Raw genomic sequence first — 25,736 nt, 5'->3', positions numbered from 1 at the left:
TGACGCCTAAAAGGTGTTTGGGGGGAATTTCCCGAAGAAGAAATTATCGAAATTGAGAACTGAATCGATACCGGAAAAGGGTGCTCAATATTTTTTCGTTCAATGGTATCCTCAGCACACTTTCGCCAAACCCGGCATCATTATTTGTGGCGGTGTAGATTTTCATCGTGGAGAACTCATGCAAGGCGTTAAACGTATCATTATCACGTTGTTTCTCGCTGTCCTGTCCTTTGGCGCAGGCGCGCATCCCCACAGCTTTATCCATCTGAAAACTGAGATAGTGAGCGAGAATGACCAGTTCGTCGCGCTGAAAATGCGCTGGACGATGGATGAAATTACCTCGGCGGATCTGCTTTACGATGCGGGGAATGCCAAACCTGGTGATGAGATCTGGAAGAAACTGGCGGCGGAAGTGATGGCCAACGTTCTCGGGCAGCACTATTTCACCGAAGTGTGGCACGACGGGAAAAAGGTAAAGTTTAAAAACAGGCCGACGGATTATGGCATGGCGCGGGAGGAACACCAGGCAGTGCTGACGTTCGTTTTACCGCTGGCCGAAGCTCAGCCGCTGAGTGGTCAAAAATATACCATTTCAACCTTCGACCCGACCTACTACGTTGATATGAGCTATGACAAAGATAGCGATGCCAGGCTGGGGCAGTCCATAAGCCAAAAATGCCGGATTTCAGTACATACGCCGACGCCGAATGAACAAACGCTGAGCTTTGCGCAGTCGCTGGATAAAGAAGACGCACCGCCGGAGGATATGGAGTTGGGTAAACAGTTTGCACAGACGGTAACGCTGCAATGTCAGTAGTGTATCAACAACGCGCAGCCAGACGTCGCTGGCTCATGCTATGGCCGCTGGCTGTCTTTTTGCTGCTGGCGGCAGGCGGCATACTGTGGCTATGGCAGGCCTGGCCGCAGGTGATGATGAAAAGTGTCGTCTGGCAGCGCGACGTTAACCAACAGATGAGCGGGTTGCTGAAAGCAGTTGCCGCCAGGCCGGCCCAGGCCGGGGGATCGCTGCTGCTGTTTAGTTTTCTCTACGGCGTTCTGCACGCGCTGGGGCCGGGACATGGAAAAGTCGTTATTACCACCTGGCTGGCAACGCACCCTTCGAAGCTGAAGTCGAGTATTGGCCTGACGCTAGCCTCATCTTTATTACAGGGGCTGGTCGCCATCGGACTGGTGGTTGTGGTGCTTACCATCTTGCAGTTGCCTGCACGACAGCTACATATGAGTAGTTTCTGGCTGGAGAAAGGAAGTTATGCGCTGGTTGGCGTGTTGGGCGTTTTATTGTGCGTCCGTGCGCTGAAGAAATTGCGCCAGCTGCTGCGCCGCCCAAAATTCACTGCCTTCACGCCGCATCATGTGCATCACGAGGGTTGCGGCTGCGGGCATCAGCATTTGCCCGATCCTGAACAGCTGCAAAGTGGTGATGATTGGCGTGCCCGGTTGATGATCGTGCTGTCTATGGGGATGCGCCCGTGCTCGGGGGCCATCATGGTTTTACTGTTCAGCAAAGTGGTTGGCGTGTTTAGCTGGGGTATGGCGTCGGCGCTGGCGATGGCGGCAGGAACCTCTTTGACGATTACGTCACTGGCTCTGCTGGTACACAGTTTCCGCTCGCTGGCGGTGAAACTTAGCGGGCATAAAGCGCCGGTATTGTGGCGACAGATTGGCTGGACGACGCTGGCATTAGCCGGTGGTGCGGTGCTGATCGCTGCTGCGGTAGTGATGTGGATGAGTGCGGTGCCGGTGGGGCGAGGGATAAGACCGTTTTAGCACTGTTGTAGGATGAATGCCTGATGGCGCTTCGCTTATCAGGCCTACGGGGAATTCCCTGGTAGGCCGGATAAGGCGCTAGCCGCCATCCGGCATCAAACGATTAACGCTTCAGCGCATCGCTCAGTTCATCACGCATGTTAGCCAGCATGGCTTTCACTACGCGCGGGTTACCTGCAACGATGTTGCCGGTCGCCATGTAGTTATGACCACCGGTAAAGTCGCAAACCAGTGCGCCAGCTTCACGGGCAATCAGTTCACCTGCGGCGAAATCCCACGGGCGCAGGCCAATTTCGAAATAACCGTCAACGCGGGCTGCGGCAACGTAGGCCAGATCCAGCGCAGCAGAACCGGTGCGGCGGAAGTCCGCACATTCGGTAAACATGTTGCCAAGAATTTTCATGTAAGAAGCGGCGTGCTGTTTGGCTTTGAACGGGAAACCGGTGGCGATGATGGTGCCATCCAGATCGCGGGCGGTGCTGCCACGCAGACGGTAGCCGTTCAGCTGTGCGCCCTGGCCACGGGTTGCGGTGAACAGTTCGTTACGCATTGGATCGTAAACAACGGCGACTTCAGTGCGGCCTTTGATGCGTACTGCGATGGATACCGCGAAGTGCGGCAGACGTTTTACGAAGTTGGTGGTGCCATCCAGTGGATCGATAACCCATTGAACATCCAAATCTTCACCAACATGTTCACCGCTTTCTTCGGTGATGATGGTGTGCTGTGGGTAAGATTTGCGAATCGTTTCGATAATAATCGCTTCGGCGGCTTTATCGACGTTAGTCACGAAATCATTGCTGCCTTTCTGGCTGGTTTCTACAGAGTCTGGGGTTTCGTAGTGTTTGGCAATTACATTACCCGCCTTGCGCGCTGCGCGCACGGCGATGGTCAGCATCGGATGCATCGGTCTCTCTCACTGGATGTTAAAGAACGGGAAAACGGCGCAGAGTATAGCAGCGAGTTCGGAATATGTCTTCGTTTTATGATAATATGCCCGAATAATCTTTAGCCGAAGAAATACAATGCTGCAAAATATTCGAATCGTGCTGGTGGAAACCTCTCACACTGGCAACATGGGCTCTGTAGCCCGCGCAATGAAAACCATGGGTTTAACCAATCTGTGGCTGGTAAATCCACTGGTTAAACCGGACTCCCAGGCAATCGCCCTGGCTGCGGGGGCCAGTGATGTGATCGGCAGTGCGCAGATCGTCGATACGCTCGATGAAGCGCTGGCGGGCTGTAGCCTGGTGGTAGGCACCAGTGCGCGTTCCCGCACGCTGCCGTGGCCGATGCTGGATCCGCGTGAATGCGGTTTAAAAAGTGTCTCTGAAGCGACGAACTCGCCGGTGGCGCTGGTCTTTGGTCGTGAACGTGTTGGTCTGACCAACGAAGAACTGCAAAAGTGCCATTATCACGTCGCCATTGCCGCGAACCCGGAATACAGTTCGCTCAACCTGGCGATGGCAGTGCAGGTCATCTCTTATGAGGTGCGCATGGCCTGGCTGGCGACGCAGGAAAGCGACAAGACCGTAGATTACGAAGAAGCAGAGTATCCGCTGGTCGATGATTTAGAGCGTTTTTACGGTCATCTGGAGCAAACGCTGCTGTCGACCGGGTTTATCCGCGAAGGGCACCCGGGGCAGGTGATGAATAAACTGCGCCGTCTGTTCACGCGCGCGCGTCCAGAGAGCCAGGAGCTGAACATCCTGCGCGGGATTTTAGCTTCAATCGAGCAGCAGAATAAAAGCAAGTAACTGTACTAATGCCGGATGCGCTTCGCTTATCCGGCCTACAGGCCGCACGATTTGCTGGCCGGATAAACGAAGCGCATCCGGCAAGTGAAAATGGCACTGAAGGTTAAATACCTGACTAAATTAGTCAAGTAAATAGTTGACTGATTTAGTCGGGAATGTCAGACTTGCCCCTGCTATGCAATACCCCCATTTTACAATAAAAAACCCCGGGCAGGGGCGAGTTTGAGGCTAAGTAAGACATGAGACTGACATCAAAAGGGCGTTATGCCGTGACCGCAATGTTGGACGTTGCGCTCAACTCCGAAACGGGCCCGGTACCGTTGGCTGATATTTCTGAACGTCAGGGAATTTCCCTGTCATATCTGGAGCAGCTGTTTTCCCGTTTGCGTAAAAACGGTCTGGTTTCCAGCGTACGTGGACCAGGCGGCGGGTATCTGCTGGGTAAAGATGCCGGCAGCATCGCAGTAGGTGAAGTGATTAGCGCTGTTGACGAGTCTGTAGATGCGACCCGTTGCCAGGGCAAAGGCGGTTGTCAGGGCGGCGATAAATGCCTGACCCACGCGCTGTGGCGCGATCTGAGCGATCGTCTGACCGGTTTCCTCAACAACATTACGTTGGGCGAACTGGTAAATAATCAGGAAGTCCTGGATGTGTCTGGTCGCCAGCATACCCATGACGCTCCACGCACTAATCGTGCTCAAGACGCGATCGACGTTAAGTTACGCGCATAATAAAAGTATTTTAGAATCAGGCCGGGGTGCTACACACCCCGTTAACTCGGTCGTACATCCAGCCGGTTGCCTGATTCCTTGCATTGAAGCGATGTACGGAGTTTATAGAGCAATGAAATTACCGATCTATCTCGACTACTCCGCAACCACGCCGGTGGACCCGCGTGTTGCCGAGAAAATGATGCAGTGTCTGACCCTGGACGGAAACTTTGGTAACCCAGCGTCTCGTTCACACCGTTTCGGCTGGCAGGCTGAAGAGGCGGTAGATATCGCCCGTAACCAGATTGCCGACCTCGTGGGCGCTGACCCGCGTGAAATCGTATTTACTTCCGGTGCGACTGAATCCGATAACCTGGCGATTAAAGGTGCTGCCAACTTTTATCAGAAAAAAGGCAAGCACATCATCACCAGCAAAACCGAACACAAAGCCGTGCTGGATACCTGTCGTCAGCTGGAGCGCGAAGGGTTCGAAGTCACCTACCTCGCCCCACAGCGTAACGGCATTATCGACCTGAAAGAACTTGAAGCTGCAATGCGTGACGACACCATTCTCGTGTCCATCATGCACGTGAACAACGAAATCGGCGTGGTGCAGGATATCGCGACTATCGGCGAAATGTGCCGTGCTCGCGGCATCATCTATCACGTTGATGCGACCCAGAGCGTGGGCAAACTGCCTATCGATCTGAGCCAACTGAAAGTTGACCTGATGTCCTTCTCCGGCCACAAAATCTATGGGCCGAAAGGTATCGGCGCGCTGTACGTTCGTCGTAAACCGCGTATTCGTATTGAAGCGCAGATGCACGGCGGCGGTCACGAGCGCGGTATGCGTTCCGGTACGCTGCCTGTGCACCAGATCGTCGGCATGGGTGAAGCATACCGTATCGCTAAAGAAGAGATGGAAACCGAGATGGCGCGCCTGCGCAGTCTGCGTAACCGTCTGTGGAACGGCGTGAAAGATATGGAAGAGGTGTACCTCAACGGTGACCTCGAGCAGGGCGCACCGAACATTCTCAACGTCAGCTTCAACTTTGTTGAAGGCGAGTCGCTGATTATGGCGCTGAAAGACCTGGCTGTATCCTCCGGTTCTGCATGTACTTCTGCAAGCCTGGAGCCATCCTACGTGCTGCGCGCGCTGGGGATGACCGACGAGCTGGCACACAGCTCAATTCGTTTCTCTTTAGGTCGTTTCACTACCGAAGAAGAGATTGACTACGCCATCAATCTGGTTCGCAACTCCATCGGCCGCCTGCGCGACCTTTCTCCGCTGTGGGAAATGTTCAAACAGGGCGTGGATCTGAACAGCATTGAATGGTCACATCACTAATCGGTACCGATAAGGAGAATTCAGCATGGCTTACAGCGAAAAAGTAATCGATCATTACGAGAATCCACGTAACGTGGGCTCTTTTGACAACAGCGATGAGAACGTGGGCAGCGGCATGGTAGGTGCACCGGCCTGTGGCGACGTGATGAAGTTGCAGATCAAAGTCAACAATGAGGGTATCATTGAAGACGCGCGTTTCAAGACTTACGGCTGCGGTTCCGCTATTGCTTCCAGCTCTCTGGTTACCGAATGGGTAAAAGGGAAATCTCTGGACGAAGCACAGGCGATTAAAAACACCGATATCGCCGACGAGCTTGAACTGCCACCGGTGAAAATTCACTGCTCTATTCTGGCTGAAGACGCGATTAAAGCCGCGATTGCGGATTACAAAAGCAAACGTGAAGCAAAATAATTAAGAGTTGAGGTTTTATTATGTCGATTACCTTAAGCGACAGTGCAGCAGCGCGTGTAAATACCTTCCTGGCAAACCGCGGTAAAGGGTTTGGTCTGCGTCTGGGCGTGAGAACCTCCGGCTGCTCAGGTATGGCCTATGTACTGGAATTTGTTGACGAGCCGGCGGCTGAAGATACCGTGTTTGAAGACAAAGGCGTAAAAGTCGTGATCGACGGTAAGAGCCTGCAATTCCTCGACGGTACGCAGTTAGACTTCGTCAAAGAAGGTCTGAACGAAGGGTTTAAGTTCACTAACCCGAACGTGAAAGACGAATGTGGATGCGGCGAAAGCTTCCACGTGTAACGCGCTTACTGATAACCCCACCGTGGTCGCCTGCGCGTGGGGTTTGTTTTACCTGACTCTCTGGTTTTGCCTCATCGAACAACAGAGAATCGATGCCCTGAGAATGTTATGGACTACTTCACCCTCTTTGGCTTACCGGCCCGTTATCAGCTCGATACTCAGGCGCTGAGCCTACGTTTTCAGGATCTACAACGTCAGTATCATCCTGATAAATTCGCCAGCGGTTCCCAGGCGGAACAACTTGCTGCGGTTTCGCAGTCCGCCACTATCAACCAGGCCTGGCAAACGCTGCGCCATCCTTTGATGCGCGCCGAATACTTATTGTCTTTACACGGTTTTGATATCCGCAGCGAGCAGCACACGGTGCGCGATACCGCGTTCCTGATGGAGCAACTGGAGCTTCGTGAAGAGCTGGACGAGATTGAACAGGCAAAAGACAGTCAACGTTTAGATGCGTTTATGAAACGCGTCAGCGAAATGTATAACGTTCGCCATCAACTGATGGTGGAACAGCTGGATAGCGAGACGTGGGACGCAGCGGCAGATACCGTGCGTAAGCTGCGTTTTCTCGATAAACTGCGAAGCAGTGCAGAACAACTCGAAGAAAAACTGCTCGATTTTTAATTTCCGGAAGCGAAAATGGCCTTATTACAAATTAGTGAGCCTGGTCTGAGCGCCGCGCCGCACCAGCGTCGTCTGGCGGTAGGTATCGATTTAGGCACCACCAACTCCCTGGTTGCTACCGTACGCAGCGGCCAGGCCGAAACGCTGGCAGACCATGAAGGTCGCCACCTGTTGCCGTCAGTGGTTCACTATCAGCAGCAGGGCTACTCTGTCGGTTACGATGCCCGCGCCAATGCAGCGTTGGATACGGCTAACACCGTTAGCTCGGTAAAACGCATGATGGGCCGCTCTCTGGTGGATATCCAGGCGCGTTACCCGCATCTGCCATATACGTTCCAGGCGAGCGAAAACGGTCTGCCGATGATTGAAACCGCTGCCGGTTTGCTTAATCCGGTGCGCGTCTCTGCTGATATTCTGAAAGCGCTGGCCGCGCGGGCTACCGAATCGCTGTCCGGCGAACTGGACGGCGTGGTAATCACCGTTCCGGCTTACTTTGACGATGCACAGCGTCAGGGGACCAAAGACGCCGCGCGTCTGGCGGGCCTGCACGTATTGCGTCTGCTGAACGAACCGACCGCAGCGGCGATCGCGTATGGTCTGGACTCCGGTCAGGAAGGCGTGATCGCAGTCTACGATCTTGGCGGCGGTACGTTTGATATTTCTATTCTGCGCCTGAGCCGTGGCGTATTTGAAGTGCTGGCGACCGGCGGTGATTCCGCGCTCGGCGGCGACGATTTTGACCATCTGCTGGCCGATTACATTCGCGAGCAGGCGGGCGTGGCCGATCGCAGCGATAACCGCGTACAGCGTGAACTGCTGGATGCCGCGATTGCAGCGAAAATCGCACTTAGCGACGCTGATTCTGTAACGGTTAACGTGGCTGGATGGCAGGGTGAAATCACCCGTGAAACCTTTAATGAACTCATTTCCGCACTGGTCAAGCGTACGCTGCTGGCCTGCCGTCGCGCGCTGAAAGATGCGGGCGTGGAGCCGCAAGATGTGCTGGAAGTGGTGATGGTTGGCGGTTCAACGCGCGTGCCTCTGGTACGTGAACGCGTCGGTGAATTTTTTGGCCGCACGCCGCTGACCTCTATTGACCCGGACAAAGTGGTCGCTATCGGTGCGGCAATCCAGGCGGATATTCTCGTCGGAAATAAACCGGACAGCGAAATGCTGCTGCTGGACGTTATCCCGCTGTCTCTGGGACTGGAAACCATGGGCGGTCTGGTGGAGAAAGTGATCCCGCGTAACACCACTATCCCAGTGGCGCGCGCGCAGGACTTTACCACCTTTAAAGATGGCCAAACCGCGATGTCCATTCACGTGATGCAGGGCGAGCGTGAGCTGGTGCAGGACTGCCGTTCACTGGCGCGTTTTGCGCTGCGCGGCATCCCGGCATTACCGGCTGGCGGTGCGCACATCCGCGTGACCTTCCAGGTGGATGCCGATGGGCTGCTGAGCGTCACCGCCATGGAGAAATCCACAGGCGTTGAGTCCTCAATCCAGGTTAAACCGTCCTACGGTCTGACCGACAGTGAAATCGCCTCCATGATTCAGGATTCGATGAGTTTTGCCGAGCAGGACGTTAAAGCCCGTATGCTGGCAGAACAGAAAGTCGAAGCGGCACGCGTACTGGAGAGTTTATCCGGTGCGCTGAACGCTGATGCCGCGCTGTTAAGCGCCGCAGAACGTCAGGCTATCGACACCGCCGCCGCGCACTTGAGCGAGGTTGCACAGGGTGACGATGTTGACGCGATAGAACAAGCCATTAAAAACGTAGACAAACAAACCCAGGAATTCGCCGCTCGCCGCATGGACAAATCCGTCCGTAGCGCGCTGAAAGGCCATTCCGTGGACGAGGTTTAATATGCCAAAGATTGTTATTTTGCCTCATCAGGATCTCTGTCCCGATGGCGCAGTTCTGGAAGCTGAGACCGGCGAAACCATTCTCGACGTTGCCCTGCGTAACGGGATCGAGATTGAACACGCCTGTGAAAAATCCTGTGCCTGCACTACCTGCCACTGCATCGTGCGTGAAGGTTTTGATTCTTTGCCGGAAAGCACAGAAGAAGAAGACGACATGCTGGATAAAGCCTGGGGACTGGAGCCGGAGAGCCGTTTAAGCTGTCAGGCGCGGGTAACCGAGGACGATTTAGTGGTCGAAATCCCACGTTACACAATCAATCATGCGCGTGAGCATTAACAGAGGGTAGTATGGGACTGAAGTGGACCGATAGCCGCGAAATCGGCGAGGCGCTGTATGACGCTTTCCCCGATCTCGATCCCAAGACCGTTCGTTTCACCGATCTGCACCAGTGGATCTGTGACCTGGAAGAGTTCGATGATGATCCTCAGGCATCGAACGAAAAAATCCTTGAGGCCATTTTGCTGGTCTGGCTGGACGAAGCCGAATAAGTCAACGGGCTGCCCACGGGTGGCCCGTTTTCCTGTATGCGCGAAAATAAGGATAAATAAAATGACAGAAGCCATGAAAATTACGCTTTCCACGCAACCCGCCGATGTCCGCTGGGGTGAAAAGGCGACATACAGCATTAATAATGACGGCATTACCCTGCACCTGAACGGAAAAGATGACCTCGGCCTTATCCAGCGTGCCGCGCGTAAAATCGACGGCCTGGGTATTAAACACGTTCAACTGGACGGTGAAGGCTGGGATACCGAACGTAGCTGGGCGTTCTGGCAGGGCTACAAGGGACCAAAAGGCACCCGCAAAGTTGAGTGGGCTGCTCTGGACGAAGCGCAGCGCAAAGAGCTGGATAGCCGTCTGAAGATTATTGACTGGGTGCGCGATACCATTAACGCCCCGGCAGAAGAGCTGGGCCCGGAACAGCTGGCACAGCGCGCTGTTGATCTGCTGTGCTCCGTCGCGTGCGATAACGTCTCTTACCGCATCACCAAAGGTGAAGATCTGCGCGAGCAGAACTACATGGGCCTGCATACCGTGGGTCGCGGATCTGAACGTCCTCCAGTGCTGCTGGCGCTGGACTACAACCCAACAGGCGACAAAGAAGCCCCGGTTTATGCCTGCCTGGTTGGTAAGGGAATTACTTTTGATTCCGGTGGTTACAGCATCAAGCAAAGCGCATTTATGGACTCAATGAAGTCCGACATGGGCGGTGCGGCAACGGTCACCGGCGCGTTGGCATTTGCCATCACCCGTGGTCTGAACAAGCGCGTGAAGCTGTATCTGTGCTGCGCGGATAACCTGATTAGCGGCAACGCCTTTAAGCTCGGCGACATTATTCACTATCGCAACGGTAAAAAAGTTGAAGTGATGAATACCGATGCCGAAGGACGTCTGGTGCTGGCCGATGGCCTGATCGATGCCAGCGCGCAGAAACCGGAACTGATCATTGATGCTGCCACGCTGACCGGCGCGGCGAAAACCGCGCTGGGCAACGATTACCACGCGCTGTTTAGCTTTGATGATCAGCTGGCTGCTCGCCTGCTGGCAAGTGCGGCGCAAGAAAACGAACCGTTCTGGCGTCTGCCGCTGGCAGAGTTTCACCGTAGCCAGTTGCCGTCGAACTTTGCCGAACTGAATAACACCGGCAGCGCGGCTTACCCGGCTGGCGCAAGCACCGCGGCGGGCTTCCTGTCCCATTTCGTGGAAAACTACCAGCAGGGCTGGCTGCATATCGACTGCTCCGCAACCTATCGCAAAGCGCCGGTTGAGCAGTGGTCTGCGGGCGCAACCGGTCTGGGTGTGCGCACGATTGCGAATCTGCTGACCGCATAATTTATTACTGTATTGCCGGATGGCGCTACGCTTATCCGGCCTACATGTATTCATCCAATTTGTGATACTTATGTCCGAAACAAAAAACGAATTAGAAACATTGCTGGAACAAGCGGCAACAGAGCCTGCGCATCGTCCGGCATTTTTCCGTACTTTACTGGAATCCACAGTCTGGGTGCCGGGTACTGCCGCAGAAGGCGAGGCGGTGGTTGAAGACAGCGCTCTCGACCTGCAGCACTGGGAAAAAGAAGACGGCACGACCGTGATCCCGTTCTTCACTTCTCTGGAAGCCCTGCAGCAGGCGGTGGAAGATGAGCAAGCATTTGTCGTTATGCCGGTGCGTACGTTGTTTGAAATGACGCTCGGCGAAACGCTCTTTCTCAACGCGAAACTGCCGACCGGCAAAGAATTTATGCCGCGTGAAATCAGCCTGCTGATGGGGGAAGAGGGGAATCCGCTCAGCACCCAGGAAGTACTGGAAGGCGGTGAATCGCTGATCCTCTCTGAAGTCGCTGAACCTCCGGCGCAGATGATTGACTCGCTGACTACGCTGTTTAAAACCATTAAGCCGGTAAAACGCGCGTTTCTCTGCTCAATCAAAGAAAGCGCGGAAGCCCAGCCGAATCTGCTGATTGGTATTGAAGCGGATGGGGATATTGAAGAGATCATCCACGCTGCTGGCAGCGTCGCGACCGATACGCTGCCGGGCGATGAACCTATTGATATCTGCCAGGTGAAGAAGGGTGAGAAGGGCGTGAGCCACTTTATCACTGAGCATATCGCACCGTTCTACGAACGCCGCTGGGGCGGTTTCCTGCGCGACTTTAAACAGAACCGGATTATCTAAATTGTAGGCCGGATAAGCGAAGCGCTATCCGGCTTTTCCAGCTTTATAATTGCGGTTCTACCGGTAAATCGTTGCGCGCTCCCCATTCGCTCCATGCGCCGTCATACAATGCGACGTCAGAAACGCCCAGCGTGGCAAGTGCCAGCACGACGACGGCAGCCGTTACGCCGGAGCCGCAGCTGGCGATAATAGGGCGGTCAAAGCTCACGCCGTGGCTGAAGAAAATAGCATCCAGCTCATCGGTGGTTTTCAGTTCGCCGTCACGAACCAGTTCTGTCCACGGTACGTTAAGCGCACCCGGCACATGACCACGTTTCAGACCAGGACGCGGCTCGTCAACTTCGCCATTAAAACGCGCAGCCGGACGGGCATCGACGATCTGCGCCGTTTTTTCATGACTGGCCAGCAGTACATCGGTAACGCGCACAACTGCGTCAGGCGTAAAGGCCACGTTAAATTCACCTTCAGGTAAATCCTCATCGCCTTCCTTGAGCATTAACTCATCGCGCTTCCAGCCTGCCAGACCGCCTGCCAGAATGGAGACATTTTCGACGCCAAATGTCCGCAGCATCCACCATGCGCGTGGCGCGGAAAACAGATTACCGTCATCGTAGATAACCAGATGCTTATCCTGATCAACGCCCAGCTCGCGCATCGCAACGGCAAAGGCTTCGGGGCGTGGCATCATATGCGGTAGCGGTGAGGTATGATCGGAAAGCGCTTCAATATCAAAAAATACTGCGCCAGGAATATGGCCCGCACGATACTCCTCGCCAACATCGCGATCTTCCTGTCCTGGAGGTGCCATCCGGGCATCAAGAATTTGTATTTCCGGGTCGTCAATGTGTTCGGCAAGCCAGTCGGCAGCGACAAAGAAGGCGGTGGTCATAGGCATCTCCATTTTTACCAGGTTTTGGCAAATTGTCGGATGTTTACCGTAAAGCGACAAGTAAAACAGGCTGATTTGTCAGGTGAATCCACATTAATCACTTAAATTAAGACAACGTTGTTCAGTTACTGACTTCCACAGCCGGAAATCTGACGCATAATAGTTGTTCTACGTAGCTAACGGGCCACTACGGCCAGGGATGAAAAATGAAACATTTACGCGTAGCGGCCTGCATGCTGATGCTGGCACTGGTCGGGTGCGATAATAATAACGAAAAATCACCGACGGCTGCGAAACCTGATGCGCCTGCGGCACAGACTGCGCCAGCAAAAGATAAAGCTCAATTACAAAAGCTGATGCAGCAAAGCCAGGGCAAGTCGCTGACGCTGCTGGATGCCTCAGAGGTCCAGCTCGACGGTGCGGCAACGCTCGTTTTGACCTTCTCCATTCCCCTCGATCCAGAACAAGATTTTTCCCGCGTCGTGCACGTTGTTGATAAAAAAAGCGGCAAAGTGGATGGTGCCTGGGAGCTGGCGCCAAATCTGAAAGAGCTGCGCTTACGCCATCTGGAACCTAACCGGGAACTGGTGGTGACCATTGAGCGTGATTTGCTGGCGCTGAATAAAGCGACGTTCGCTATTGATTATGAAAAAAACATTACCACCCGCGATGTACAGCCAAGCGTTGGGTTTGCCAGTCGCGGCTCGCTGTTGCCGGGAAAAGTAATTGAAGGCCTGCCGGTAATGGCCCTCAACGTTAACAGCGTGGATGTGAACTTCTTTCGTGTGAAGCCTGAATCGCTCGGCGCATTTGTCAGCCAGTGGGAATACCGCAATTCGTTGACGAACTGGGAATCTGACAATCTATTGAAAATGGCGGAACTGGTGTATACCGGACGCTTTGACCTCAATCCTGCGCGTAACACCCGTGAGAAGTTGCTGCTGCCGCTGAGCGATATCAAGCCGTTGCAGCAAGCAGGTGTTTACATCGCGGTGATGAATCAGGCTGGACAATACAACTACAGTAATGCCGCTACGCTGTTCACGCTCAGCGATATTGGTGTGTCTGCGCACCGTTACCATAATCAACTTGATGTCTTTACGCAGAGTCTGGAAAACGGCGCTGCGCAGCAGGGTATTGAGGTCACGTTACTCAACGAAAAAGGACAGACGCTGGCGCAGGCTACCAGCGACGCGCAGGGTCATGTCAAACTGGAGACTGATAAAGACGCGGCTTTATTGCTGGCCCGCAAAGACGGGCAAACCACGCTGCTGGATTTGAAACTCCCGGCGTTGGATCTGGCTGAATTTGATATTGCCGGTGCACCGGGATACAGCAAACAATTCTTTATGTTTGGTCCCCGTGACCTCTATCGTCCTGGCGAAACGGTGATCCTCAACGGATTACTGCGTGACAGCGACGGCAACACGTTGCCCGACCAGCCGGTGAAGCTGGAGGTCGTGAAGCCCGACGGGCAAGTGTTACGTTCGGTGGTTAGCCAGCCGGAGAACGGTCTGTATCGCTTTAGCTGGCCGCTGGACACCAACGCACCAACCGGTATGTGGCATATTCGTGCTAATACGGGCGACAACCAGTCACGGATGTGGGATTTCCACGTCGAAGATTTTATGCCTGAGCGGATGGCGCTCAATCTCTCCGCTAATAAGATTCCGGTAGCTCCGGCTGATGAAGTGAAGTTCTCGGTAGTGGGCTACTACCTGTACGGCGCGCCTGCTAACGGCAATGCTCTGCAAGGGCAGCTTTTCCTGCGCCCGCTGCGCGAAGCGGTGCAGGCATTACCGGGGTTCCAGTTTGGTAATATTGCTGAAGAAAACCTGTCCCGCAGCCTCGATGAAGTTCAGCTTACGCTGGATGAACACGGTCGCGGCGAAGTGACCACCAACAGCCAATGGCAGGAGATGCATTCCCCGTTACAGGTGATCCTGCAAGCCAGCCTGCTGGAGTCAGGTGGCCGCCCGGTGACGCGTCGGGCTGAACAAGCCATCTGGCCTGCGGACACGCTGCCGGGTATTCGTCCGCAGTTTGCGGCAAAAGCCGTCTATGACTACCGCACTGATACCACCATGAATCAGCCTATCGTTGATGAAAACAGCAACGCCGCTTTCGACATTGTTTATGCCGATGCGCAGGGCGAGAAAAAAGCGGTGTCCGGTTTGCAGGTGCGTTTGATCCGCGAGCGCCGGGATTATTACTGGAACTGGTCTGAAGGCGAGGGCTGGCAATCACAGTTCGATCAAAAGGATCTGGTTGAAGGTGAGCAGACTCTGGATCTCAAGGCCGATGAAACCGGTAAAGTCAGCTTCCCGGTTGAGTGGGGTGCCTATCGTCTGGAAGTGAAAGCCCCGAATGATGCGGTGAGCAGCGTACGCTTCTGGGCAGGTTATAGCTGGCAGGATAACAGCGACGGCAGTGGGGCTGTGCGTCCCGATCGCGTGACGCTGAAACTGGACAAACCCAGCTATCGTCCTGGCGATACCATGAAGCTGCACGTTGCCGCTCCTGCTGCTGGCAAAGGTTATGCGATGGTGGAATCCAGCGAAGGCCCGCTGTGGTGGAAAGAAATAGACGTACCGGCGGATGGTCTCGATATCTCCATCCCGATTGATAAAACCTGGAATCGCCACGATTTGTATCTCAGTGCGCTGGTGGTTCGTCCTGGCGACAAGTCCCGTTCGGCCACGCCAAAACGGGCGGTTGGTTTACTGCATTTGCCGTTAGGTGATGAAAACCGTCGTCTGGCGCTGGCGCTGGAAAACCCGGCGAAAATACGTCCAAACCAGTCGTTGACCGTCAAGATTAAAGCCAGCGTCAAAAATGGCGACATACCAAAACAGGTCAACGTGCTGGTCTCTGCCGTTGATAGCGGGGTGTTGAACATTACCGATTACGCCACGCCAGATCCGTGGCAGGCATTTTTCGGACAAAAACGCTATGGCGCGGATATTTATGATATTTACGGCCAGGTGATCGAAGGGCAAGGGCGGCTGGCGGCACTGCGCTTTGGTGGTGATGGCGATGAATTAAAGCGCGGCGGTAAGCCACCGGTCAATCACGTCAATATCGTGGCGCAACAGGCGTTGCCGGTCACGCTCAACGAGCAGGGCGAAGGTACGGTGACGCTACCGATTGGTGATTTCAACGGCGAGCTACGGGTAATGGCACAGGCCTGGACGGCGGATGACTTTGGCAGCAGTGAAAGCAAGGTGATTGTTGCCGCGCCGGTAATTGCTGAACTGAATATGCCGCGTTTTCTGGCGGGAGGCGATACCTCGCGCCTGACGCTGGACGTGACTAACCTGACTGACAAACCGCAAACGCTGAATATTAAGCTCGCGGCCAATGGCTTACTGGAGCTGATGGGACAAGATCCTGCTCCATTGAATCTGGCACCAGGCGTACGGACTACGTTGTTTATTCCGGTGCGTGCGCGGGAGGGGTTTGGCGATGGCGAAATTCAGGCAGAAATTAGCGGTCTGACTTTACCGGGTGAAACGCTGCCAGTTCAGCATAAACAGTGGAAGATTGGCGTGCGTCCGGCGTTCCCGGCGCAAACCGTTAATAACGGTGTCGCACTTCAACCGGGCGCAACCTGGCAGCTTCCGGGCGAAGAACTGACCAATTTCTCCCCTGCAACGATGCAGGGACAACTGCTGTTCAGCGGTAAGCCGCCGCTAAATCTGGCGCGTTATATCCGCGAACTGAAGGCTTACCCTTACGGCTGCCTGGAGCAAACGGCGAGCGGGTTGTTCCCATCCTTATACACTAACGCTGCGCAATTGAAGACGTTAGGTATTGTGGGTGACAGCGATGAAAAACGCCGTGCGGCGGTCGATATTGGGATTTCTCGTTTAGTGCAGATGCAGCGTGATAACGGCGGTTTCGCGCTGTGGGATAAAAACGGGTCGGAAGAGTACTGGCTGACTGCGTATGTCATGGATTTCCTCGTTAGGGCAAATGAACAGGGCTACAGCGTCCCGGTAGAGGTCATTAATCGTGGCAACGAGCGGCTGCTGCGCTATTTGCAGGATCCAAGAATGTTGTCGATTCGCTATACCGACGACTCTTCAGCAAGCCGGTTTGCCGTACAAGCCTACGCCGCGTTGGTTCTGGCGCGTCAGCAAAAAGCCCCGCTCGGCGCATTGCGTGAGATCTGGGAGCGTCGTGCGCAAGCGTCCTCTGGTTTACCGCTGTTACAACTGGGAATCGCGCTGAAAAATATGGGCGATGCTAACCGCAGTGAACAGGCGTTGACGCTGGCGCTGAATACGCCGCGCCGCGATACGCAACAGTGGATGGCGGATTACGGCAGTGCGTTACGGGATAACGCGTTGATGATGGCCTTGCTCGAAGAGAACAAGCTCAAACCTGACGTGCAGAATACGCTGCTGAACACGTTGTCAGAACAGGCCTTTGGGCAGCGCTGGCTCTCGACTCAGGAAAATAATGCGTTGTTCCTTGCCGCGCGTACGTTACAGGACTTGCCAGGCACATGGCAGGCGCAAACGTCACTCTCGGAGCAACCGTTAGCCGGGGAGAAATCACAGACGCGTAATCTGGATGCCGATGCGCTGTCTACGCTGAGCGTCACCAATACCGGTAATCAACCGCTGTGGCTGCGTCTGGATGTGAGCGGTTATCCGCAAACTTCACCGACGCCTGCCAGCAACGTTCTGCATATTGAGCGTCAAATTCTGGGGCTCGACGGAAACAGCAAATCGCTGGATTCGCTGCGCAGCGGCGAGCTGGTGCTGGTCTGGCTGGAGGTGAAAGCCAGCCAGAACGTGCCGGATGCGCTGGTGGTTGACTTACTGCCAGCAGGACTGGAACTGGAAAACCAGAATCTGGCCAACGGCAGCGCCAGCCTGCAGGATAGCGGTAGCGAAGTGGCGAATCTGCTTAATCAGATGCAGCAGGCAGATATCCAGCACGTTGAGTTCCGTGACGATCGCTTTGTCGCTGCGGTGGCGGTCAATGAAGGACAACCGGTTACGCTGGTGTATCTGGCGCGAGCGGTAACGCCGGGGACCTACCAGGTTCCCGTCCCACAGGTGGAATCAATGTATGTTCCGCAGTGGCGCGCGACCGGTGCGACAGAGGGACTTTTGATTGTCAGACCGTAAATGATGCGCGGGTTGGGTAAACGCGGCTGCTGGCTCTGGCTGGCAGCCGTTGCGCTATTGATTGTGGCGGCAGTTTGGGCGGCAGATAAAATCTGGCCGCTGCCCTTGCACGAAGTCGATCCGGCACGGGTCGTGGTGGCACATGATGGTACGCCACTCTGGCGCTTTGCCGATGCCGAAGGTATCTGGCGGTATCCGGTAACGATTGATGAGGTGTCGCCCCTCTACCTTGAGGCGCTAATTAACTATGAAGACCGCTGGTTCTGGAAGCATCCCGGCGTCAATCCGTTTTCAGTACTGCGCGCAGCATGGCAGGACCTCTCCTCTGGGCGTGTGGTTTCGGGCGGCAGTACGCTCACCATGCAGGTCGCACGATTACTCGATCCCCATCCGCGAACCTTCGGCGGCAAGTTTCGCCAGCTCTGGCGCGCATTGCAGCTGGAATGGCATCTCTCCAAACGCGACATCCTGACACTGTATCTCAACCGTGCGCCGTTTGGCGGTACGCTGCAGGGCGTCGGGGCGGCAAGCTGGGCCTATCTTGGTAAATCACCCGCGCATTTGAGTTACTCCGATGCCGCGCTACTGGCTGTTTTGCCACAGGCACCGAGTCGCCTGCGTCCGGATCGCTGGCCGGACCGTGCTGAAGCGGCGCGTAATAAAGTACTCGAACGTATGGCGAGCCAGGGTATTTGGACTGCCAAACAGGTACAGGAGTCGCGTGAAGAGCCAGTCTGGCTGTCACCCCGGCAAATGCCGCAGTTAGCGCCGTTATTCTCGCGCATGATGCTGGGAAAAAGCCGGAGCGATAAAATCGTGACTACCCTTGATGCCGGATTGCAGCGTCAACTGGAAGAGCTGGCGCAGAACTGGAAGGGGCGCTTACCTGCACGCAGTTCGCTGGCAATGATTGTGGTCGATCACACCGATATGAGCGTGCGTGGTTGGGTGGGGTCGGTAGATATGAATGACGACTCCCGCTTTGGTCATGTGGATATGGTGAATGCGATCCGTTCGCCAGGCTCGGTGCTGAAGCCGTTTATCTATGGACTGGCGCTGGATGACGGACTCATTCATCCCGCTTCGTTGTTGCAGGATGTCCCGCGGCGAACCGGAGATTATCGACCGGGGAATTTTGACAGCGGTTTTCATGGCCCGGTGAGCATGAGCGAAGCGCTGGTAAGGTCGTTGAATTTACCCGCCGTACAGGTGCTTGAAGCCTATGGTCCGAAGCGCTTTGCCGCATCGTTACGTAACGTCGGCTTACCGCTGTATCTGCCCGCAGGGGCTGCGCCGAATCTGTCGCTGATTTTAGGTGGCGCGGGGGCAAGGCTGGAAGATATGGCCGCAGCGTACAGCGCCTTTGCCCGTAAGGGAAAAGCGGGAAAACTGCGTCTGCAGCCGGGTGACCCACTGCTTGAACGTCCGTTGATGTCGGCGGGCGCGGCGTGGATTATTCGCCGTATTATGGCCGACGAAGCGCAACCGCTGCCGGATAACTCGCTGAGCAGAGTGGTTCCGCTGGCGTGGAAAACGGGCACCAGCTATGGCTATCGCGATGCCTGGGCGATTGGCGTTAACGCCCGTTATGTGATCGGTATCTGGACTGGCAGACCAGACGGAACGCCGGTGGTGGGCCAGTTTGGATTTGCCAGCGCCGTGCCGCTGCTCAATCAGGTCAACAATCTTTTGCTCTCTCGCGGGACAAATCAGCCGGAAGATCCACGTCCTGATTCCGTGAGTCGCGGCGTGGTGTGCTGGCCGGGCGGGCAATCCCTTGCCCCAGGAGACAGCAACTGCCGTCGCCGTCTGGCAACCTGGTTACTGGATGGCAGTCAGCCGCCAACGTTATTATTGCCCGAGCAGGAAGGGGTTAATGGCATTCGTTTTCCTGTCTGGCTGGATGATGAAGGCAAACGTGTGGCGGCGGATTGTCCGCAGGCGCACGAGCAAACATTAATCGTCTGGCCGTTGCCGCTGGAGCCATGGCTACCGGAATCAGAACGTCGTGGGGCGAGATTACCGCCAGTTTCTGCCACGTGTCCGCCGCTGGGGCAAGACGCTTCGCAGCCATTGCAGTTGACAGGCATTCGTGATGGCGCGATTGTGAAGCGTTTACCCGGTTCTGCTCAAGCCTCATTGCCGGTGCAAACCAGTGGTGGGAGCGGTGAACGCTGGTGGTTTCTTAACGGTGAAAGGCTGGAAGAACGTGGACGTCGTCTTACGCTACGGCTGGTGACTAAAGGGGATTATCAACTGCTGGTGATGGATGACGCTGGTCAGGTAGCGACGGTGAGATTTTCGATGCAGTAGACCAGTTGGTGACTGTTTGTTGCTAAAATTCATCTTATTTTAAAGAAATGTTACCTTCATCAATAGTCAATTGCCGGGATGCTCTTTATAATCCGCGCCAGGTCGTACATCTATATAGACAACAACAGAACACATTACAGAGGTTATCATGGCTATTGAACGTACTTTTTCCATCATCAAACCAAACGCGGTGGCAAAAAACGTTATTGGGAGCATCTTTGCGCGCTTTGAAGCAGCAGGGTTCAAAATTGTCGGCACTAAAATGCTGCACCTGACCGTTGAGCAGGCACGTGGCTTCTATGCTGAGCACGATGGCAAACCGTTCTTTGACGGTCTGGTTGAATTCATGACTTCCGGTCCGATCGTTGTTTCTGTTCTGGAAAGCGAAAATGCCGTACAGCGTCATCGCGATCTGCTGGGCGCAACCAACCCGGCGAATGCGCTGGCCGGTACTCTGCGTGCAGACTATGCTGACAGCTTCACCGAGAACGGTACTCACGGTTCCGACTCCGTTGAGTCAGCGGCGCGCGAAATCGCCTATTTCTTTGGTGAAGGTGAGGTTTGCCCGCGCACTCGCTGATAAGCTCGTGGGGTAGGCCGGATAAGCATTTGCGCATCCGGCACTGTTTTGCCTGATGGCGACGCTGATGCGTCTTATCAGGCCTACGATCTTCCTTTACATATTATTTTCGCTAATGCTTCGTGCAAACGTGGCATCCCTGCGCCAGACTTTGTACAATGCAACGCCCCGGAAGAGCAGATCGCTTGCCGGGGCGTTTCTTTTTAACCCTCCACGGGCCACAACGTGTAACAACGAGGCCGGAAAAAATTATGTCTGAATTAGTTAACACCTCTGAAGTCGTCATTCCTGCGGTTCCAAATAAAAATGGAAAAATTAACCTGCTGGATCTGAACCGTCAGCAAATGCGCGAATTCTTCAAAGAGATGGGCGAAAAACCGTTTCGTGCCGATCAGGTCATGAAGTGGATGTACCACTATTGCAGCGACAACTTTGATGACATGACTGACATCAACAAGGTGCTGCGTAACAAGCTGAAAGAAGTGGCTGAAATTCGCGCCCCGGAAGTGGTGGAAGAGCAGCGTTCTTCTGACGGTACGATCAAATGGGCTATCGCGGTTGGCGATCAGCGCGTTGAAACGGTGTATATCCCGGAAGACGATCGTGCGACCCTGTGTGTTTCTTCACAGGTCGGGTGCGCATTAGAGTGTAAATTCTGCTCTACGGCGCAACAGGGCTTTAACCGTAACCTGCGGGTATCGGAGATCATTGGTCAGGTCTGGCGCGCGGCGAAGATCGTCGGTGCGGTGAAGGCTACGGGCGTGCGTCCTATTACCAACGTGGTGATGATGGGGATGGGCGAGCCGCTGCTCAACCTGACCAACGTGGTTCCGGCGATGGAAATCATGCTCGATGACTTCGGTTTTGGGCTGTCCAAGCGTCGCGTCACGCTCTCCACCTCAGGTGTTGTCCCTGCGCTGGATAAGCTGGGTGATATGATTGACGTCGCGCTGGCGATTTCTCTGCATGCGCCGAACGATGAAATTCGTGACGAAATTGTACCTATCAACAAAAAGTACAATATCGAAACATTCCTTGGCGCGGTTCGTCGTTATCTGGAGAAGTCCAACGCTAACCAGGGTCGTGTAACCATTGAGTATGTAATGTTAGATCACATCAATGATGGCACTGAACACGCGCATCAGCTGGCAGAACTGCTGAAAGATACGCCGTGTAAGATCAACCTGATCCCGTGGAACCCGTTCCCGGGCGCGCCGTATGGCCGTAGTTCTAACAGCCGTATCGATCGTTTCTCCAAAGTGTTGATGAGCTATGGTTTCACTACCATCGTGCGTAAAACACGTGGTGATGACATCGATGCAGCCTGCGGTCAGCTGGCGGGCGATGTTATCGACCGTACCAAGCGTACTCTGCGTAAGCGTATGCAGGGCGACGCTATCGAGATTAAGACCGTTTGATGTTGGCGCACTACGGTATAATTCCTGTACCGTAGTGCAACGTAAGCCATATGAGGTTTTTTGTTGTCGTCGTCAGGTCAATAATAACGGTGCGTTTTTGTCGACTTTAAGGCAGTATGTAACGGCGTAACAAGTGTTTAGCCCTCAGGTTTACGCCGTTTTGTCATTGATAGTCTGACCGTTTTATACTGTCTGACGAAGGTTAACTGACCAGATGTTTCGCGGTGTGGGTGAGCATTGTGGCTCGCCGGCATCAGAACCCAAATTTACGCAGCTGTAGCGAATGAATACTGAAGCCACGCACGACAAAAATGAAACACTATCCACCGGCGTTCGTCTGCGCAATGCCCGTGAACAACTCGGATTCAGCCAGCAGGCAGTCGCGGAGCGACTTTGCCTGAAGGTTTCCACGGTACGCGATATTGAAGAAGATAAGGCGCCAGCCGATCTTGCTTCAACATTCCTGCGCGGGTATATCCGTTCTTATGCGCGTCTGGTGCATATTCCTGAAGAAGAACTGTTGCCAGGGCTGGAAAAACAGGCTCCGATTCGACCAGCTAAAGTCGCACCGATGCAGAGCTTCTCGCTCGGCAAACGTCGTAAGAAACGCGATGGCTGGTTAATGACCTTTACCTGGCTGGTACTGTTTGTCGTTGTCGGACTGACAGGCGCCTGGTGGTGGCAGAACCATAAAGCACAGCAGGAAGAGATCACCACTATGGCCGATCAATCCTCTGCTGAGCTGAATGCCGGTAAAGAGGGTGCGCAGAACGTACCGTTAGATACCAGCGCAGCAGCAGGGCAGGATATCCCTCCGGCTCCTGACGATGGTGCGGTAGCGGACGCAGCGCCAACGCCAGACGTTGCTGCGACCCCGGCACCCGCCGCTGATGCGCAACAGAACGCCGTTGTTGCCCCTTCTCAGGCTAACGTCGATACCGCAACCGCAGCGCCAACTACAGCGGCTCCTCTGCCGACCGATCAGGCAGGTGTGACTACACCTGCAGCCGATCCTAACGCGCTGGTGATGAACTTTACCGCCGATTGCTGGCTGGAAGTAACCGATGCGACCGGTAAAAAACTGTTCAGCGGGATGCAGCGTAAAGACGGCAATCTAAACCTGACCGGTCAAGCGCCGTACAAACTGAAAATTGGCGCCCCGGCGGCAGTGCAGATTCAGTTCCAGGGTAAACCTGTCGATCTGAGTCGTTTTATCAGAACTAACCAGGTTGCGCGTCTGACCGTTAATGCCGAACAATCACCGGCTCAGTAACAGACGGCAATGCGGGAGATTTTTTAATGCATAACCAGGCTCCAATTCAACGTAGAAAATCGACACGCATTTACGTTGGGAACGTGCCGATCGGCGATGGTGCGCCCATCGCCGTACAGTCTATGACTAATACGCGTACCACGGATGTGGAAGCGACGGTTAATCAGATTAAAGCGCTGGAACGCGTAGGCGCAGACATTGTTCGTGTCTCTGTACCGACAATGGATGCCGCAGAAGCGTTCAAGCTTATCAAACAGCAGGTTAACGTCCCGCTGGTTGCCGATATTCACTTCGACTATCGTATCGCGCTGAAGGTAGCGGAATACGGTGTTGATTGCCTGCGTATTAACCCAGGTAATATCGGCAGTGAAGAGCGTATTCGCATGGTGGTGGATTGCGCTCGTGATAAAAATATTCCTATCCGTATCGGCGTCAACGCCGGATCGCTGGAAAAAGATCTGCAGGAAAAATACGGTGAACCGACGCCGCAGGCGCTGCTGGAATCCGCTATGCGCCATGTGGATCACCTCGATCGTCTGAACTTCGATCAATTCAAAGTCAGTGTTAAAGCGTCTGACGTTTTCCTCGCCGTAGAATCCTATCGCCTGCTGGCGAAACAGATCGATCAACCGCTGCATCTGGGGATCACCGAAGCCGGTGGCCTGCGTAGTGGTTCGGTGAAGTCCGCGATCGGCCTTGGCCTGCTGTTATCTGAAGGGATCGGCGATACGCTGCGTGTTTCTCTGGCAGCCGATCCGGTGGAAGAGATCAAAGTGGGTTTCGATATCCTGAAATCGCTGCGCATTCGCGCGCGCGGGATCAACTTCATCGCTTGCCCAACCTGTTCGCGTCAGGAGTTTGACGTTATTGGTACGGTTAACGCGCTGGAGCAACGCCTGGAAGATATCATTACGCCAATGGACGTTTCGATCATCGGTTGCGTGGTAAACGGTCCTGGTGAAGCGCTGGTTTCTACGCTGGGCGTGACGGGCGGTAACAAGAAAAGCGGCCTGTATGAAGACGGCGTGCGTAAGGACAGACTCGATAACGACGATATGATTACGCAGCTTGAAGCCCGCATCCGCGCTAAAGCGAGTATTCTGGACGAAGCGCGTCGTATCGACGTGCAGCAGCTTGAAAAATAACAACGTGATGGGAAGCGGCGTGCTTCCCGTGTATGATTGAACCCGCATGGCGCCCGCATTGTTCGGGTTAGCGCTGAGGGTTCATTTTTATATTCATAAAGAGAATAAACGTGGCAAAAAACATTCAAGCCATTCGCGGCATGAACGATTATCTGCCTGGCGAAACCGCCATCTGGCAGCGCATTGAAGGCACTCTCAAAAACGTGCTCGGTAGCTACGGTTACAGTGAAATCCGCTTGCCGATTGTAGAGCAGACCCCGTTATTCAAACGCGCGATCGGTGAAGTTACCGACGTGGTTGAAAAAGAGATGTATACCTTTGAGGACCGTAATGGCGACAGCCTGACGTTGCGTCCTGAAGGGACTGCGGGCTGCGTACGCGCCGGCATCGAACATGGTCTCCTGTACAATCAGGAACAGCGTCTGTGGTATATCGGGCCGATGTTCCGCCACGAACGTCCGCAGAAAGGACGCTATCGTCAATTCCATCAGCTGGGTGTCGAAGTATTTGGCCTGCAAGGCCCGGACATCGATGCGGAGCTGATTATGCTGACCGCTCGCTGGTGGCGCGCGCTGGGTATTTCTCAGCATGTTAGCCTTGAGCTGAACTCAATCGGTTCGCTTGAAGCCCGCGCTAACTACCGTGATGCGTTGGTCGCCTACCTGGAACTGCATAAAGAGAAACTGGACGAAGACTGCAAGCGTCGTATGTACACCAATCCGCTGCGCGTTCTCGACTCCAAAAACCCGGAAGTACAGGCGCTGCTCAACGACGCGCCTGCACTGGGCGACTATCTTGATGACGACTCTCGCGAGCACTTCGCGGGCTTGTGCAAACTGCTGGAATCCGCAGGCATTGCCTACACCGTCAATCAGCGTCTGGTTCGTGGTCTTGATTACTACAACCGCACCGTATTTGAGTGGGTCACCAGCAGCCTGGGCTCTCAGGGCACCGTGTGTGCCGGTGGTCGTTACGACGGTCTGGTAGAGCAACTTGGCGGTCGTGCAACGCCAGCCGTGGGCTTTGCTATGGGGCTGGAACGACTTGTTTTGTTAGTTCAGGCAGTTAATCCGGAATTTAACGCAGATCCTGTTGTCGATATATACCTGGTCGCTTCAGGGGCGGACACGCAGTCGGCGGCAATGACGCTTGCAGAACGTCTGCGCGATGAAGTTCCTGGTGTGAAACTGATGACAAACCACGGTGGCGGCAACTTTAAGAAACAGTTTGCCCGTGCCGATAAGTGGGGCGCCCGCGTTGCACTGGTACTGGGCGAGTCCGAAGTGGCTGACGGTACTGTTGTAGTGAAGGATTTGCGCTCTGGTGAGCAAACGGCAGTAGCGCAGGATAGCGTTGCCGCGCATTTGCGCACTTTACTGGGCTAAGG

At 54.6% G+C, this 25,736-nt stretch carries 22 protein-coding genes; 20 read left to right on the top strand and 2 right to left on the bottom strand.

All coding sequences use genetic code 11. The features are described from left to right. Nucleotides 1-178: 178 nt before the first annotated feature. Both OGX83_RS17945 and OGX83_RS17940 read left to right on the top strand, forming a co-directional pair. On the top strand, nt 179-817 hold the full coding sequence (locus OGX83_RS17945; protein ID WP_079935290.1) for a DUF1007 family protein: 639 nt from the start codon (nt 179-181) through the stop codon (nt 815-817). Then, entirely contained in the window at nt 808-1,788 is a 981-nt protein-coding gene (locus OGX83_RS17940) for a nickel/cobalt transporter (protein ID WP_079935289.1), read from the top strand. Before OGX83_RS17945 ends, OGX83_RS17940 begins: the two co-directional genes overlap by 10 nt. A gap of 103 nt (nt 1,789-1,891) precedes the next feature. Here the strand turns inward: OGX83_RS17940 and suhB are convergent, their stop codons facing one another. Beyond that, nucleotides 1,892-2,695 (bottom strand): inositol-1-monophosphatase, encoded by an 804-nt coding sequence (gene suhB / locus OGX83_RS17935; RefSeq protein ID WP_003835237.1) that lies wholly within the window; start codon nt 2,693-2,695, stop codon nt 1,892-1,894. Between the two features lie 118 nt (nt 2,696-2,813). Between suhB and trmJ the strand changes: the two genes are divergently transcribed. From trmJ to sseB, 11 genes are all read left to right on the top strand, one after another. Next, entirely contained in the window at nt 2,814-3,545 is a 732-nt protein-coding gene (gene trmJ / locus OGX83_RS17930) for a tRNA (cytosine(32)/uridine(32)-2'-O)-methyltransferase TrmJ (protein ID WP_003835235.1), read from the top strand. Nucleotides 3,546-3,784: 239 nt separating this feature from the next. Next, on the top strand, nt 3,785-4,276 hold the full coding sequence (gene iscR, locus OGX83_RS17925) for a Fe-S cluster assembly transcriptional regulator IscR (RefSeq protein WP_003037674.1): 492 nt from the start codon (nt 3,785-3,787) through the stop codon (nt 4,274-4,276). A gap of 112 nt (nt 4,277-4,388) precedes the next feature. Next, entirely contained in the window at nt 4,389-5,603 is a 1,215-nt protein-coding gene (gene iscS, locus OGX83_RS17920) for a cysteine desulfurase (RefSeq protein WP_003835233.1), read from the top strand. A 25-nt stretch (nt 5,604-5,628) separates the two neighbouring features. Further along, nucleotides 5,629-6,015, top strand: a complete 387-nt coding sequence (gene iscU, locus OGX83_RS17915; protein ID WP_002913991.1) for a Fe-S cluster assembly scaffold IscU — start codon at nt 5,629-5,631, stop codon at nt 6,013-6,015. A gap of 20 nt (nt 6,016-6,035) precedes the next feature. Next, a complete protein-coding gene (gene iscA / locus OGX83_RS17910) occupies nt 6,036-6,359 on the top strand; it encodes an iron-sulfur cluster assembly protein IscA (RefSeq protein WP_003835203.1) in 324 nt (107 codons plus the stop codon). A gap of 108 nt (nt 6,360-6,467) precedes the next feature. Continuing rightward, complete coding sequence (gene hscB / locus OGX83_RS17905; RefSeq protein ID WP_003835201.1) at nt 6,468-6,983, top strand: co-chaperone HscB; 516 nt, start codon at nt 6,468-6,470, stop codon at nt 6,981-6,983. 15 nt (nt 6,984-6,998) lie between these two features. Continuing rightward, complete coding sequence (gene hscA / locus OGX83_RS17900) at nt 6,999-8,849, top strand: Fe-S protein assembly chaperone HscA (RefSeq protein ID WP_286588772.1); 1,851 nt, start codon at nt 6,999-7,001, stop codon at nt 8,847-8,849. Between the two features lies 1 nt (nt 8,850). Beyond that, the gene (gene fdx, locus OGX83_RS17895) at nt 8,851-9,186 is read left to right on the top strand and encodes an ISC system 2Fe-2S type ferredoxin (protein ID WP_003037690.1); all 336 of its coding nucleotides are present in this window, start codon (nt 8,851-8,853) and stop codon (nt 9,184-9,186) included. A gap of 11 nt (nt 9,187-9,197) precedes the next feature. Then, on the top strand, nt 9,198-9,398 hold the full coding sequence (iscX, locus tag OGX83_RS17890; RefSeq protein ID WP_003037694.1) for a Fe-S cluster assembly protein IscX: 201 nt from the start codon (nt 9,198-9,200) through the stop codon (nt 9,396-9,398). Nucleotides 9,399-9,459: 61 nt separating this feature from the next. Further along, the gene (gene pepB, locus OGX83_RS17885) at nt 9,460-10,743 is read left to right on the top strand and encodes an aminopeptidase PepB (protein WP_032944218.1); all 1,284 of its coding nucleotides are present in this window, start codon (nt 9,460-9,462) and stop codon (nt 10,741-10,743) included. A gap of 70 nt (nt 10,744-10,813) precedes the next feature. Further along, a complete protein-coding gene (sseB, locus tag OGX83_RS17880; protein WP_204552014.1) occupies nt 10,814-11,590 on the top strand; it encodes an enhanced serine sensitivity protein SseB in 777 nt (258 codons plus the stop codon). 43 nt (nt 11,591-11,633) lie between these two features. Here sseB and sseA read toward each other — a convergent pair whose 3' ends face one another. Further along, the gene (sseA, locus tag OGX83_RS17875; protein WP_048225027.1) at nt 11,634-12,479 is read right to left on the bottom strand and encodes a 3-mercaptopyruvate sulfurtransferase; all 846 of its coding nucleotides are present in this window, start codon (nt 12,477-12,479) and stop codon (nt 11,634-11,636) included. A gap of 206 nt (nt 12,480-12,685) precedes the next feature. On the opposite strand from sseA, the gene OGX83_RS17870 reads away from it, so the two are divergent. The 7 genes from OGX83_RS17870 (at nt 12,686) to hisS (ending at nt 25,734) form a co-directional block, all read left to right on the top strand. After that, nucleotides 12,686-17,620, top strand: coding sequence for an alpha-2-macroglobulin family protein (locus tag OGX83_RS17870; RefSeq protein WP_286588767.1), 4,935 nt, complete (start codon nt 12,686-12,688; stop codon nt 17,618-17,620). Further along, complete coding sequence (gene pbpC / locus OGX83_RS17865; protein WP_286588765.1) at nt 17,621-19,933, top strand: peptidoglycan glycosyltransferase PbpC; 2,313 nt, start codon at nt 17,621-17,623, stop codon at nt 19,931-19,933. It abuts the gene before it with no gap. 148 nt (nt 19,934-20,081) lie between these two features. Then, nucleotides 20,082-20,513 carry a nucleoside-diphosphate kinase gene (ndk, locus tag OGX83_RS17860; protein ID WP_003037710.1) on the top strand — a complete coding sequence of 144 codons (432 nt, stop codon included), beginning with the start codon at nt 20,082-20,084 and terminating at the stop codon, nt 20,511-20,513. A 251-nt stretch (nt 20,514-20,764) separates the two neighbouring features. Further along, nucleotides 20,765-21,931: a dual-specificity RNA methyltransferase RlmN gene (gene rlmN / locus OGX83_RS17855; protein WP_008785455.1), complete on the top strand. Its 1,167-nt coding sequence runs from the start codon at nt 20,765-20,767 to the stop codon at nt 21,929-21,931. A 283-nt stretch (nt 21,932-22,214) separates the two neighbouring features. Beyond that, nucleotides 22,215-23,204, top strand: coding sequence for a cytoskeleton protein RodZ (gene rodZ / locus OGX83_RS17850; protein WP_286588763.1), 990 nt, complete (start codon nt 22,215-22,217; stop codon nt 23,202-23,204). Nucleotides 23,205-23,230: 26 nt separating this feature from the next. Beyond that, entirely contained in the window at nt 23,231-24,349 is a 1,119-nt protein-coding gene (gene ispG, locus OGX83_RS17845) for a flavodoxin-dependent (E)-4-hydroxy-3-methylbut-2-enyl-diphosphate synthase (RefSeq protein WP_003037720.1), read from the top strand. Between the two features lie 110 nt (nt 24,350-24,459). After that, nucleotides 24,460-25,734 (top strand): histidine--tRNA ligase, encoded by a 1,275-nt coding sequence (hisS, locus tag OGX83_RS17840; RefSeq protein WP_003835173.1) that lies wholly within the window; start codon nt 24,460-24,462, stop codon nt 25,732-25,734. Nucleotides 25,735-25,736 lie beyond the last annotated feature (2 nt).

It is taken from the genome of Citrobacter sp. Cpo074 (assembly GCF_030332745.1).
In the GTDB taxonomy this organism is placed as follows: Bacteria; Pseudomonadota; Gammaproteobacteria; order Enterobacterales; family Enterobacteriaceae; genus Citrobacter; species Citrobacter portucalensis.
This window is presented reverse-complemented; position numbering and strand designations above follow the sequence as displayed.

Coding starts and splice junctions, on each gene's coding strand:
- OGX83_RS17945 (WP_079935290.1), top strand. CDS start 179: ATGCAAGGCGTTAAACGTATCATTATCACGTTGTTTCTCGCTGTCCTG.
- OGX83_RS17940 (WP_079935289.1), top strand. CDS start 808: ATGTCAGTAGTGTATCAACAACGCGCAGCCAGACGTCGCTGGCTCATG.
- suhB (WP_003835237.1), bottom strand. CDS start 2,695: ATGCATCCGATGCTGACCATCGCCGTGCGCGCAGCGCGCAAGGCGGGT.
- trmJ (WP_003835235.1), top strand. CDS start 2,814: ATGCTGCAAAATATTCGAATCGTGCTGGTGGAAACCTCTCACACTGGC.
- iscR (WP_003037674.1), top strand. CDS start 3,785: ATGAGACTGACATCAAAAGGGCGTTATGCCGTGACCGCAATGTTGGAC.
- iscS (WP_003835233.1), top strand. CDS start 4,389: ATGAAATTACCGATCTATCTCGACTACTCCGCAACCACGCCGGTGGAC.
- iscU (WP_002913991.1), top strand. CDS start 5,629: ATGGCTTACAGCGAAAAAGTAATCGATCATTACGAGAATCCACGTAAC.
- iscA (WP_003835203.1), top strand. CDS start 6,036: ATGTCGATTACCTTAAGCGACAGTGCAGCAGCGCGTGTAAATACCTTC.
- hscB (WP_003835201.1), top strand. CDS start 6,468: ATGGACTACTTCACCCTCTTTGGCTTACCGGCCCGTTATCAGCTCGAT.
- hscA (WP_286588772.1), top strand. CDS start 6,999: ATGGCCTTATTACAAATTAGTGAGCCTGGTCTGAGCGCCGCGCCGCAC.
- fdx (WP_003037690.1), top strand. CDS start 8,851: ATGCCAAAGATTGTTATTTTGCCTCATCAGGATCTCTGTCCCGATGGC.
- iscX (WP_003037694.1), top strand. CDS start 9,198: ATGGGACTGAAGTGGACCGATAGCCGCGAAATCGGCGAGGCGCTGTAT.
- pepB (WP_032944218.1), top strand. CDS start 9,460: ATGACAGAAGCCATGAAAATTACGCTTTCCACGCAACCCGCCGATGTC.
- sseB (WP_204552014.1), top strand. CDS start 10,814: ATGTCCGAAACAAAAAACGAATTAGAAACATTGCTGGAACAAGCGGCA.
- sseA (WP_048225027.1), bottom strand. CDS start 12,479: ATGACCACCGCCTTCTTTGTCGCTGCCGACTGGCTTGCCGAACACATT.
- OGX83_RS17870 (WP_286588767.1), top strand. CDS start 12,686: ATGAAACATTTACGCGTAGCGGCCTGCATGCTGATGCTGGCACTGGTC.
- pbpC (WP_286588765.1), top strand. CDS start 17,621: ATGATGCGCGGGTTGGGTAAACGCGGCTGCTGGCTCTGGCTGGCAGCC.
- ndk (WP_003037710.1), top strand. CDS start 20,082: ATGGCTATTGAACGTACTTTTTCCATCATCAAACCAAACGCGGTGGCA.
- rlmN (WP_008785455.1), top strand. CDS start 20,765: ATGTCTGAATTAGTTAACACCTCTGAAGTCGTCATTCCTGCGGTTCCA.
- rodZ (WP_286588763.1), top strand. CDS start 22,215: ATGAATACTGAAGCCACGCACGACAAAAATGAAACACTATCCACCGGC.
- ispG (WP_003037720.1), top strand. CDS start 23,231: ATGCATAACCAGGCTCCAATTCAACGTAGAAAATCGACACGCATTTAC.